The organism is Psychrobacter sp. AOP31-B2-9, assembly GCF_052378005.1.
Taxonomy (GTDB): domain Bacteria; phylum Pseudomonadota; class Gammaproteobacteria; order Pseudomonadales; family Moraxellaceae; genus Psychrobacter.
The window spans coordinates 1-11,577 of the sequence record NZ_JBQSXG010000102.1; the positions used below are offsets into that span (position 1 = coordinate 1).

Genomic DNA, 11,577 nt, shown 5'->3' on the forward strand with positions numbered 1-11,577 from the left:
CAAATCAAGTTTGCGGTTAGCCAGCTTGTAGCTGTGGTCGTTGACACTCATCTTTTTAGTAGCTAAGCGGTCACTTTGTTGCCACACATCAATGTAGTTCTTGTCGGGGGTGCCTGGGGTGACGGCTGAGTGATAGGGTATGGTGGCGCGGCCTTGAATGGGGCTATGGGCGCTATTGTCATCGACGATGATGAGGGTGTTGTTACCCTCGGTATGGGTGAAGTAGTAGTACAGGCCTTCTTGTTCAAACAGTCGGTTGAGATAGTTAAAGCTGGTTTCTTGATACTGGGTGCTATGGCCGTACTTGCGGTAGCTGTTTAAGCACTGTATCTCATAGGGGAAGCCAAACTCATCTAGGATGGTGCGGGTAATCTCAAGGATGTCTTTGTCAACAAAGACGCGGCTGTCATGACGCTGGGTGAGATACCACATGTTAGGGCGCATGATGCAAGTGTAGAGATGATAGCTTTGTTCGTCCTCATCTTCACTAAGGTAGCCAAAGTCGGTAACCAGACCGTTTAAAACCCGCTCGCCGCCTTTGGTGTCGATGGTGACGGCGATAGTTTGGCCGATGATGTCGGTAGCGGCTAGGTTGGGATTTTTACTGGTGAGAACAAGGCGATACTCATAGAGACTGGAGAGGGCTTCCACTCCCTTTAATTCAACAAAGGGTAACGCGCGACCAAAGGGGGTGTGGATGGCGATGGTGCGCATGGGAGTGTCCTTAATAGTTGGTTAGATAGTATCTGTAGTGCTTGGATTGTACTATTGTTGATATAGATTGTCGATTAATGCTGGTTAAATTTATAATTTAGGCATTCCATCCCAAGTCCTTCCATTTAGCTCTCTACCATTGAACTGTTTAGACCGTTTAACACTGTCTGCTCCCCAACCACCCCATTGCTTAAAGAAAAATGCAATATCCGCCACTTAGCATTGTAATTGGATAGATTCAGCCCACTCTTTATTCATAGGGCGAGTTTTTGCTCCTGACTCACCACCTGCGATTACCCAATGTATGTCTTCGAGATTTAGTTGCACTACATTTTCAAGTAGTGGTTCAGCAGATAAGAATCGAATGGTAGCATCAACACGCCTTAAATGGTCTATACGTGGTACATCAGGTTTTTCATTTTCTACCGACACACCTAGCCACGCATTTTTAGGCACTTGCTTTCCAAAAAAAGAAGGGTTCCCATCGCCTTTAATTTTTTAGCCATAACTTCAGCATAGCAATATTTACATCCTGCTGGCACTTTTGTACATCCAGTCATAGAATTTCAAGTGCTTTCCGTCCATTCAAACTTACTTTTCGAGGCCGTTTTTTCTACATAATTTTTTGTTCTATCCAGTAGTATTATCATACTTATATTATATTAGTACCTAGTCAGGGTTTTAGCTTTAGACTCAAGCTATATATTTTGGTATCCAATAGTCTTGCTTTTTATAAGTTAAAATATTCATTTCGTCGCCTCCATGTTTTATAGTTATGGTTGCTAATGTCTTAAGACTAATTTGAGTATTGTGAAAATACGCCATACCAAGCTGCAACCATATTAACTGATCTTTGTCCGATAATGGCTTAGACTGATTATTGAGCGCCATCAGTTGCCTTTCGATCTCACTTCGATTGGCTTTTAAAACCGCATCTCTAGAGGGTTTTACACAAACTAAGCTTGACCCACATTTTTTATTCAAAAACATCACGAAACCATAAAGCGCATTACGTTGACCTTGCTTAATCAACAAATACCCGTCTATTTGTTCCTGATTTGGCGTATTTGAGCCTTCAAGTCTAAATTGAGTACATAGGTCTATTGCAGGCTGCAAGGCCAACCTGACTGATTTAAGCGATGTTTTGCCATTGAGTAGTTTCTGCTCTAAGTATGTATGGTATTCACTGATGCAGCGAGGTGCATCACCATCAAGTTTAGCCAAAAGACTAACAATACGCTCCTCCTCTACAATCTGATTTTTAATCTTAGGGTCTACTACAACTTGCTTGGTCTTGATCAGCCATCGTAGTGCTGTTAGATACTTACGCAGACCATTAGGCTTAAACTCATTCACCAATGATTCATAATCGGGTATCACGCCCCATAACCCATCACAGCGAACAAAGAAATCGATATAGTTATGATGTTTAAGCGCAGCAGTCTTGCTATCAAGCTCAGCCTCAAACCATATTGTGAAAGCAGTGTAAGCTTGTCTCATCACACCATCAGTCAAAAGATAAGTATTAATCTCGGCCTCATGCTTGAGTCTCTGTGACCAATAACAACTATCACATTTTTTACCCATACCAGCAGGCATAAGCTTATGGCAACTCTTGCAGGGTATCTCACCGAACTCATGGCATTTGCGACACATAACACCTGTATCAGTAGTGACAAGCTCTCTATATTTGTGACAAAGAGGACAAGTTTCTCTAAAATGACTTTGGTAGCAGCTTACGCATACCCCATGATCATGAGACAACTTTGAATAGCTACAAACCCCTCTTTCAAACTTACCGCACTCAAAACACTGTTTTTTGGTCTTAAAATAGCCCTGATAACAGGTTTGGCACACCCGCCCGTATTCCGTATTGGCTCCATCCTTAACCGCCTCGCCACCACAACGAGTGCAAGGCTGATTCATACGGCAAGCGCGACAGACGGCAAAAGCCTCTTTTTTGTGCAGACGATTTATCTCGCCGCACTGACTGCAAGGCTTTCTGATAAACCATATCCGATAACAATTCGCGCAGTAAGTATCGTTTTTATAGCGTCTTTTTATTTCAACATCTTTATTACCGCAGGAGTCGCATCGATGCTTAGCTTTTTTTATGTTTATCATAATTCTCCCTCATCTGCATCTTTCGCTTGAGTCTATTCCATGACGCCATCACAACTTCAGGTGAGGCAGGCTTTATATCTTCTGACTGCACCTCATACCGCCGTGTAGGTACTCTATGGAGTTGATCATATACATCACTAAAAGCTTTAGGGGTAATTGTACTTTTCGACCACTGAAAGCTATTTTGGGTGATATCAAGATCTAAGCAGACCTTGATCCAATTATCAGTATCTACCTGTAGTAAGTGATAGGCGCATTCAAGTAGTACTGTTCTCTCATCAACTGGTAGGTAGTCAAACCTAAGCGCTGTTTTAGGTAGGGATAGTGTAGTAGTATCAATTCCTAATGCAGCGATAAGCTTGCCAAACATATAGTTAGGGTTTTTCAGTCCTCGTCTAATCAGATTAATTAAAAATAACAGGTACTCAAACCACTGACACATGCTAACCACTTGCCCTAAAACAATGCCTTGCTTGCTAAAAAAGGCCTGATCCGCAAGCTTCTGAAACTCATAAAGAGTTTCGCTTGGCTTAATACCTGATATAGCTTGATCCAACTTATCATAACAGGCATGACAGCGATTGATAAACTGCTGCTCTGGGCTTAAAAGCTGGGGTTGGTAGGGCTGATTACAGTGTCCACAGTCTACTTGTAGAAATGTCTTATGCTTAGCGCAGCAGACAGACCATGTGAAGCGCCACTGCAATTTAAGGTAAGCCTCCTTATCGTCCTCCATGCAATCAGGGCAATAAGGATAGCCTAGTCTCGAATAGCGGTTGCGTTTTGATAAAGGTGCTGTCCATTGTAAGGGTGTTTTTTTATCTAATACAACGGATGTGTCCTTTGAGAAATCAATGAGTATCTGATCATCAAAAGTATCGACGTTATGACCTGTTAGCACCGCTATATCAGAAATTATTTGCTCGTCAAAATGATTAAAGCCTTTATCAGCGTCATACGTCCATATCCGATACTGGGGCCAATAATAGTAAGTAAAGGTCAAAGGACTACAGCCATGCTTAAGCGCGGCGCGTACCAACCATGACGTTAAGCTCTCACCATATAAAAAAGGTGTGGCAAAAGTTAGTGGTTTTACCCAATAATTTTGCGTAGCCCCTTGGTTGGTTTTAAACATGACTTACCCCTAATGTTCTCAACGGTAATTTCTTCTTCACCTGATTCAATAGCGCTAATAGCACAATCATTAATTAAGCGCTTAACATCACCAAGGTTGCCTGTGCTAATGCTGTATATTAGATTGACTTTTTCAGTCTCAATAAGTTTAGAGGGCCTTTTAAGCGGTAAAATCTTCTCAAAACTACCAACCAGACGTTTAAACTCTTTATCGTTGCGCCACAAAGACAGTTCAGCTACATCGAAGCGACTGGCGTGTTGCGGATCAGTATGTAGAATGCGAATAGCGTCTTTAGTGCCACATAGCACGATAGGCATGAGTAGCTCGTTGCATAAGAATTTAATGACATTCATGATGGCTCGTTGCTGTCTAGCAGTACCCGTGAGCATTGAGTGGACTTCATCGATAATGAGCATTTTGACGTTGGTGTGTCTAAAGGCGTTAACAACTTGGTATCTCAATTTACTAGCAGCATCGGTGGGTCTGTATGGTAACTGAAACGCTTCAATAATAGAGATATACAAATCCTTCTCACTGGCAGTTGGAGGTGCTTGTATTTTGATCAGAGGAATGATTAATTCCTCATCAGCCGTATAGTTATCTCCAAACTTGTCATAAAAACGGTTTATGATTGTGGTTTTGCCATTATTGGAATCACCAATAAGTAGCAAGTTTGGCATACGATGCTGCTTTACATGATTCATCAGCCCCTGCATAACATCAATAATCTCATTAGCAGTGCTGTAACCTACCCATCTTGGAGAATAGATAAATTCGATCCTCTGTTTATCGGGTAGATGAGCGATATGCCTAAACTTCTCATGAATGTGGGTATATAGAGATTCGCTCATCAGTCAATATCCTCAAAGTATAGGTCGTCATCGTTGTCATCAGACTCATCAAGGTTTACGCTTTTACTTAAAACCCTAGTTGATTCGGGCAAATCATTTAATACAACTACCTCTTCACTCTCGTCTGTTTTCAACTGCTCATACATTACCTGCGATTTAATGTGGGCTTTTTTACGCTGCTCACTTCTACGCATTTTTTTTGTTGCACTTTTAGACTCATCAACTAGGGTTTGCATGTCTTGTAATGCTTGGTATATCAGCGCCTCGTTAACGGTTCCTGACTCCTGCTTAACTTGTTTATAAATACTCTTATATTCCCAAAGGCTAATAGGTGGCAGAACTTGATTTGCCAGCGGCACAGGAAAGTATTGTAGTAACTCAGGGTCATAAAACCATATTCGAGTAATATCCCTCGGATCTTGTCTAAAGATAAATTTAGTCTTATTACCATTATCGTCCGTATGATTAATGAAGTTGTTTAAACAAGCATCGTAATACTGCAAGCCATCTATTGTTGCGCCATTTCTTTGAATGGTACGATCAATACTAGGCATAAAATCTAGTACCAGTGTATGAGGGTCTGATGGAATGGATGGCAACCCAACACCACTCTCAAAGCCATCACCATATATACCGATACGCCATTGTTCTTTAGGGCTGCGATCAATACTTGAATGTATGCTTTCGTGATAATCCATTGTGACATAGGTAAGAAACCACGTTTCAAACTCATGCAAGGTCAAACTGGCATGCTTTTCAGAGTTGTATTCGTCTTTTTCTTTGATATTAGAGAATGTAGTGCCCGGCAATTCATGAACACGCTTCATCATAGTGCCAATCAATCGCTCAATATGACCACCGTACTCAGGTCTTGCTACTGGTCTAAATTCAAGATTAATACCATGAAAGGCGCAAGATTTTTGCAAGCTTTGCGCTCTAAAATCCGATCCATTATCAACATGAATTTTCTTTGGCACACCAAAGACATTCCATTTCACATCGGATAATCCAAACTCAAGCAACAACTCATCTTTTGGTAAAATACTTCGTGAGATGCACATGCTCACTGAGGTAACAGAGGGTGCATCTAATGATATGTAGTAGCCTGTGACCATGCGACTATAAACATCAATAGCCACTGTAATGAATGGCCTACCAATAGGCTTTCTATGCTTGTCATCAACCAATATTAAATCTACTGGTGTATGGTCTATCTGAATAACACTAAGAGGGTATTTGGCATCAGGAAATTGCCCTGCTTTAGGGGTAAATTTTTGTTTAGCACGCTTTCTTTGACCACGACCGCGCAATAAGTCTTTTTCTTTAATCTCGCTGATACGGTTACGGATGGTATTCTTACTAGGTTTATCGATCCCCTCTAAGTGACAACGCCTAAAGATCTCTCTGATAGTAGCCTGTACATTAGGTCTTTGAACCGTAAGGTAGAAGTCATTAATGACATCGCCAATGATGTTTTCTATATTGTCATCTAGACGTTTAGCCCCTTTTCTCCACCCTCTTTTTTGGTCAATTAAAGAGCCGATTGATCCTGTTGATTGATAAGAATCAACCCATCGTCTAAGAGTACGAGTGGAAACACCTACTTCCTCGGCTCTTCTTATATAGCCTTGCTCACCTCGATAGTGATCCTCACCATACCAGTCGTCTTCCAAAATGAGTGGGGTAATAGCTAGGTACTTCTTTTGAGCTTCTTGCCACTCATCATCACCAATGTCATTAAGGTCAATGACAAACGAAGTATTTGCACCATCAGTTACATTATCAAAGTCATGGATGGATAAAACCTGATTGCTCAGTGTTTTTAAGTTTTTAAACACCGCCTGATTTAAGTCATCAAGGTATTCGATAAGCTGATATTCATCGTCATCGCTTTTATTACGATAAATGCCACCAAGCACCATTTGAATATGATCACGACTATATGGACTACTGGTATCGAAATGAGTGCTCATTCTTAACCCTATTGGTTTGGTTACTACTTCATTATTCAACATGCCAGACCTCCATTTGCAGATCTCGAACGTCGCTCCAAACATCAAACCCGATTTGCTTATTTGCCATTAAGTGCCAAACTAGTGCATGTCCATCAGGCCGATAAAGTGCTGATTTGAAGTATCTCGCCAAGATGTAGTCAACAGTGGTAATACCACGTTGCTCGATATCAGCAAGTATTACTTCAATCTCTTCCTTACTTACGCTTAAGGACTCATAAGCCCTCAGAAAGTTGATATTTTCAAGAGCCTCATGTCTAATCCTATCCTCATCGAATATGATGAACCTAACACCTTTTTCTTTGCAGTATCGCTTAGCTGCTTTCCACTTATCAGACCAGTCCCGCCAGTTTAGTTTCCACTCACTTTTTGGCTTAACCTCTGCAATAAAAGACTTACCTAATTTGGCATCTAGTTCCACATAGTAGTCAGGCGTGTAATGATAGGTTCTACCATTTTTAGTAAAAGGTATTTTCACAGGCTGAGGGGTTATGTTCTTAACGTCCTCTCGAAAAGCATGATAGATGATAAAATCTCTTTCTAAAGTCGATTCGTAAGCAAGTGGCTTTTTCTTGTAAGAAATGACACCTGAAACACTGCGTCTAGTCGGTTTTATCTTACGAGTTTGATGTTTGAACATTATGACACCTATTTCTGGTAATTTGTAAGTTTATGACAGCTATTACTGGTAATATATGACATTTATTCTAGGTAGCAATATGCTTCAGGCTAAAAAAAATGCTCTAATTATGACAGCTATTGTTGGAATTGACATCTGGCTGAAATTATGAATGTTCAACACGCCCTAAATAACCACCAGCGCTAGAGCTTTGTTTGGCGTAGCGAGCGAGTGCGCCATCAAGCCCATCAAAAACACGGTTCACCGCGATGGCAGCAAGTGCCCCATACCAAAACTCAAATGCGATTAATGGTAATGCCAACATGCCAATCAAAAACCCTAGCATCGTGAGTTGGTCTGGTGTGATACCGCGCTTGTGTAGTACTGCAACGACAGTGTTCAGCATCGGTTTGATAACGGGAGTGATAAACTTATCTAACATGCGAGCTGCCTTTTGTGTTTTGCTTTTTTGTCATTTTGAATGGGTGCTTGATTTCAATATCTAAAACTCTTGTCCTATCCTACATGAATAACCTTACCGTTGGCTGCTTCGGCATCGCTTTGGTCGTGCGTGACCATAATAGCAGGCAGCTTATGAGTGCGAATTTGATCGAATACCAATTGCCGCGTATCCATTCTCAATTGGGTATCAAGCTTGCTAAAAGGCTCATCTAGCAGTATCGCTTTTGGCTCGCTGAGTAGCGTGCGCAGTAAAGCAATCCGTGCTTGCTGCCCACCTGACAAATTGTCAGGATGGCGCTTACCCATACCTGCTAATCCAACTTGCTCTAGTGCCTGCTCAATTTTTTCTTTCCGCTGCTTCTTATTTCCTTTTGGCATAGCAAAAGCAATATTGCCTGCGACGGATAAGTGTGAAAACAGCAAAGGGTCTTGATACAGTACACCAATATGGCGTAAATGCGGCGGTAGGCTACAGACGTTTTCGTCATTTAACCACGCCTCACCTGTGGAGTGAAAGCCACTGGGCAAAGTGCCTGTGAGCCAGTTTAAAAAGCTTGATTTGCCACTACCAGATGGCCCCATCACTGTGAGTATGTCACCACCAAAAATCTGCTCATCGATGCTCAGTAGACGCGTGTCTTCCCGATATAGTTCTAAGTTTTTTATTTGTAAAGATGATGACATCAAAACCCCTTTATTTATATGGTCATTATTGGCTGGTTTAGGGCATATTAATGAGTGTTGTTTGTACCACTTTTAAAAATATATTTTGGTAGCAGGCTTGCTAGCATAAACCCAATCAGTGGTAGCAACATTTGAATAATGGCATACACTGCACTGGTGCGTCTACTGGCGCCGTTCGCGAGCGCCACCGCTTCTGTCGTAATGGTGGCGATACGTCCACCACCTGCCAACAATGTCGGCAAATACTGACCAAAGCTTATCGCCAAACCCAGTGCGACGGCAATCAATATAGGTGTAAACAGCTGTGGTAGTTTTACCTGTAAAAACACTTTTAGTGGCGTGGCACCTAGGCTAGCAGCCACGCGAGCAAAGCGTGGATCTAAACGCCGATAGCTACTAGACAGTGATAAAAACACATAAGGCAATACAAACAGTAAGTGCGTAAAGGCCACATTAAAAAACGCTGCTTGATTATTGGCCAGTTGCTGTAGCCAGACTAAGCCAAATAGAAACGCGATACTCGGCACCAATAAGGGTAAATAAATGATTAAACTGGTAAAGCCAGAGAGTCGTTTCGCACTCAGTTGTTCCGCTTCTAAACACAGTAAAGTAAGCACAATAGCAAATGCAGTGCTCACAAGACCAATAGAGATGGTGTTAAATAGAGGCGTACCCATTTGCATAAAAGCGCTTTGAAAATGCAATAGGACAAACTGCTCTGGCAGTGCTGCAGGGAAGCGCCAAAACCCAGCAACAGACCACATAGCCAGACCAATAAGCGACATAAACATAAAGCCAATCACGATGACGGTCAAAGCGGCTGTGACTTTTTGCCATATTGCATCCGCATGATGGCGCGTGCCATTGATCAGCGAGCCACTACACATTACTTTTATCAGCTTTTCACCGCCTAGCCATAATGCGATTAGCCCAATGGTCAGAACAAGCTGTAATAGTGCACCTGCCGAGGCTTTTATACGCATGTTTAAATCGACATCATTGAACCATTGCATGATGGTAACGGCAAGCGTCGGCGGTGTGTTTGGCCCTAGGATAAGTGGCATCTCTACGCTAGCACTGGCATAGGCGAGTACCGCTAGGATAGGCAAACGTAGCAATGGATAGAGTAGGGGCAAGACGGCTTTAAAAAAGGCAGTTACGGGGTAATAACCCAGATTGATAGCCACTTTATATTGTTGACGTAGCTTTTTGCCGAGATCTGGTTGTGCCAATGCACCTAGGGCAATTAATAATAAAAAAGGCAATTCTTTTAAGGTCAAACCCAAGATAATACTGATACCGTAAGGGTCATGAGGAAATATGCCTTCTGGGGCTAATTCCCAACCACTTAACCACGGCGATATCAATCGTGCAAACATACCAGAGGGTGCGATTAAAAACCCAACTGCAATCGCTGCTGCAGCATGTGGAATGACCAAAATAGGGCTAAGTAAATGCTCAATACGAGTGAGCCAAACACTATTAAAGAATGCTGCTAATATCATCAAGGTCATGACAAAAGACAGCAAGGTACTGATCAGTCCTGTACCAACGCTGAGCAGCACCATCTGAGTAAGACCTGGCGTCATCCAAAGGTCTTTGAAGCCCTGTAGGCTGACGGTCGTTTGCTCAAGTGCAGGCACCCAGCTAAATGCAGGCAACAGTACACTGATTAGCCCACCCAGTACGGGCAGTATCAGTATCAGTAATAAAAACTTAGGGCTCAGGGTAGCGATATGTGTGAATAAATCTTTCTTATACATGGGGCTAGCACTAGAGTTTTTGCTAGCATTGGCCTGGCCTTGGGTGCTGCCTTTATTGGTGTCTTGGCTCATGGACTCACCCCATAACGTGTTTGCCAGCCTTGCATAATGGCCTCAACCCAGCTTGGATGTGGCTCACTCACAGTACGTTTGATGCTGTCAAATGGTAGCGCGCTAGGATGAGCTTTATCGGTCTTGAATAAGGCTTGTTGCTCAGGGCTGAGCGTCGACTGGATGAGTACGGTTTTGTCCCCCCATACAGAGGCGGTTTGTTTTTTGGCTTGTGCTTCTGGACTCATCAAAAAGTTGGCGACCAGCTGCGCCGCTTGAGGGTGACTGGCATTATAAGGAATGGCCACAAAGTGCGTGTTACTCAAACTGCCATCGCTCATGGCATAGCTACGGATGCTCTGGGGTAAGTCATAACGTTGTACCGCTGCTGGCACTTCTGGTGCCGAGAAGGTAAAGGCGAGACTCAGCTCGGTATCATCGACCAAGCGACGCATTTGTGCACCAGTTTGAACAAACTGCTCACCCTTGCGCCACAGTGTGGGGTGCAGATCGTCCAAAAACGCCCATAATGGATCTAGGACGATGGCTTTGTTTTCCTCAGTCGCAGGCATGTTGAGTAGAGATTTGGTGTCTTCACCAGTATCTGCATCATGTTGCTCATGTAACATGACCAAGGCATATTTTAAAAAGCTCATCCCCAAAAAATCAGGCGGTTTAGGATAACTAAAGCGCCCAGGGTTTTGTGCGGTCCAAGTGGTGAGTTCATTTAAGGTGGTGGGCGGCTTTTTGGTAGACATGCTGTCATAATAAAAAGTCAGTGACGCTTGTCCCCATGGTGCTTCCATACCGTTGACGGGTACGCCAAAATCGAAGTTAACCGCAGGATTGTTGTCTGGATCAGTGAGTGCAAAATTAGGTATCTTGTTTGACCATTGCTTGAGTAATAAATCGTTTTCACTCATGGTGGCAAAGTTTGCACCATTGATCCATATGAGATCAACGCTGCCTTTGTCATCATTATTGGCTGATTTTTCTGCTAGGACGCGACTGACGGCTTCGCTGGTATCACTCAGCTTTACGTGCACCAAGTTGATATTGTATTTTTCATCAACTTGCTTGGCCGCCCACTGTAGGTAGGCATTGATTTGAGGATCGCCGCCCCATGCATAAAAATAGACGTCTTGATTGGCACCTTGCGCCT

Annotated in this window: 11 protein-coding genes and 1 pseudogene; all 12 read right to left on the minus strand. The window is 42.8% G+C overall.

Annotated elements, in window-relative coordinates; translation table 11 throughout:
• A partial coding sequence (locus ACT3SX_RS10970; protein WP_444761729.1) for a type VI secretion system Vgr family protein occupies positions 1-714 on the minus strand: 714 nt, incomplete at its 3' end.
• 90 nt (positions 715-804) lie between these two features.
• Positions 805-1,170, minus strand: a pseudogene (locus ACT3SX_RS10975) (DUF5131 family protein).
• Positions 1,149-1,274: a DUF5131 family protein gene (locus tag ACT3SX_RS10980; RefSeq protein WP_225739088.1), complete on the minus strand. Its 126-nt coding sequence runs from the start codon at positions 1,272-1,274 to the stop codon at positions 1,149-1,151. Before ACT3SX_RS10980 ends, ACT3SX_RS10975 begins: the two are co-directional and overlap by 22 nt.
• Positions 1,275-1,407: 133 nt before the next feature.
• Complete coding sequence (locus ACT3SX_RS10985) at positions 1,408-2,838, minus strand: hypothetical protein (RefSeq protein WP_192518610.1); 1,431 nt, start codon at positions 2,836-2,838, stop codon at positions 1,408-1,410.
• Positions 2,816-3,973 (minus strand): TniQ family protein, encoded by a 1,158-nt coding sequence (locus ACT3SX_RS10990; RefSeq protein ID WP_192518609.1) that lies wholly within the window; start codon positions 3,971-3,973, stop codon positions 2,816-2,818. The genes ACT3SX_RS10985 and ACT3SX_RS10990 overlap by 23 nt, the downstream gene beginning before the upstream one ends.
• Positions 3,931-4,824: a TniB family NTP-binding protein gene (locus tag ACT3SX_RS10995; protein WP_192518608.1), complete on the minus strand. Its 894-nt coding sequence runs from the start codon at positions 4,822-4,824 to the stop codon at positions 3,931-3,933. The genes ACT3SX_RS10990 and ACT3SX_RS10995 overlap by 43 nt, the downstream gene beginning before the upstream one ends.
• On the minus strand, positions 4,824-6,839 hold the full coding sequence (locus tag ACT3SX_RS11000; protein WP_192518607.1) for a Mu transposase C-terminal domain-containing protein: 2,016 nt from the start codon (positions 6,837-6,839) through the stop codon (positions 4,824-4,826). The genes ACT3SX_RS10995 and ACT3SX_RS11000 overlap by 1 nt, the downstream gene beginning before the upstream one ends.
• A complete protein-coding gene (locus tag ACT3SX_RS11005; protein WP_192518606.1) occupies positions 6,829-7,476 on the minus strand; it encodes a TnsA endonuclease N-terminal domain-containing protein in 648 nt (215 codons plus the stop codon). The genes ACT3SX_RS11000 and ACT3SX_RS11005 overlap by 11 nt, the downstream gene beginning before the upstream one ends.
• Positions 7,477-7,621: 145 nt before the next feature.
• Entirely contained in the window at positions 7,622-7,897 is a 276-nt protein-coding gene (locus tag ACT3SX_RS11010) for a CDP-alcohol phosphatidyltransferase family protein (RefSeq protein ID WP_442069872.1), read from the minus strand.
• Between the two features lie 74 nt (positions 7,898-7,971).
• Positions 7,972-8,601 carry an ATP-binding cassette domain-containing protein gene (locus tag ACT3SX_RS11015; RefSeq protein ID WP_192520558.1) on the minus strand — a complete coding sequence of 210 codons (630 nt, stop codon included), beginning with the start codon at positions 8,599-8,601 and terminating at the stop codon, positions 7,972-7,974.
• Between the two features lie 47 nt (positions 8,602-8,648).
• Entirely contained in the window at positions 8,649-10,436 is a 1,788-nt protein-coding gene (locus ACT3SX_RS11020) for an ABC transporter permease (RefSeq protein ID WP_192520559.1), read from the minus strand.
• On the minus strand, positions 10,433-11,577 hold a 1,145-nt coding region (locus ACT3SX_RS11025), incomplete at its 5' end, for an ABC transporter substrate-binding protein (RefSeq protein ID WP_444518737.1). The genes ACT3SX_RS11020 and ACT3SX_RS11025, both read right to left, overlap by 4 nt.

Coding starts and splice junctions, on each gene's coding strand:
- ACT3SX_RS10980 (WP_225739088.1), bottom strand. CDS start 1,274: ATGACTGGATGTACAAAAGTGCCAGCAGGATGTAAATATTGCTATGCT.
- ACT3SX_RS10985 (WP_192518610.1), bottom strand. CDS start 2,838: ATGATAAACATAAAAAAAGCTAAGCATCGATGCGACTCCTGCGGTAAT.
- ACT3SX_RS10990 (WP_192518609.1), bottom strand. CDS start 3,973: ATGTTTAAAACCAACCAAGGGGCTACGCAAAATTATTGGGTAAAACCA.
- ACT3SX_RS10995 (WP_192518608.1), bottom strand. CDS start 4,824: ATGAGCGAATCTCTATATACCCACATTCATGAGAAGTTTAGGCATATC.
- ACT3SX_RS11000 (WP_192518607.1), bottom strand. CDS start 6,839: ATGTTGAATAATGAAGTAGTAACCAAACCAATAGGGTTAAGAATGAGC.
- ACT3SX_RS11005 (WP_192518606.1), bottom strand. CDS start 7,476: ATGTTCAAACATCAAACTCGTAAGATAAAACCGACTAGACGCAGTGTT.
- ACT3SX_RS11010 (WP_442069872.1), bottom strand. CDS start 7,897: ATGTTAGATAAGTTTATCACTCCCGTTATCAAACCGATGCTGAACACT.
- ACT3SX_RS11015 (WP_192520558.1), bottom strand. CDS start 8,601: ATGTCATCATCTTTACAAATAAAAAACTTAGAACTATATCGGGAAGAC.
- ACT3SX_RS11020 (WP_192520559.1), bottom strand. CDS start 10,436: ATGAGCCAAGACACCAATAAAGGCAGCACCCAAGGCCAGGCCAATGCT.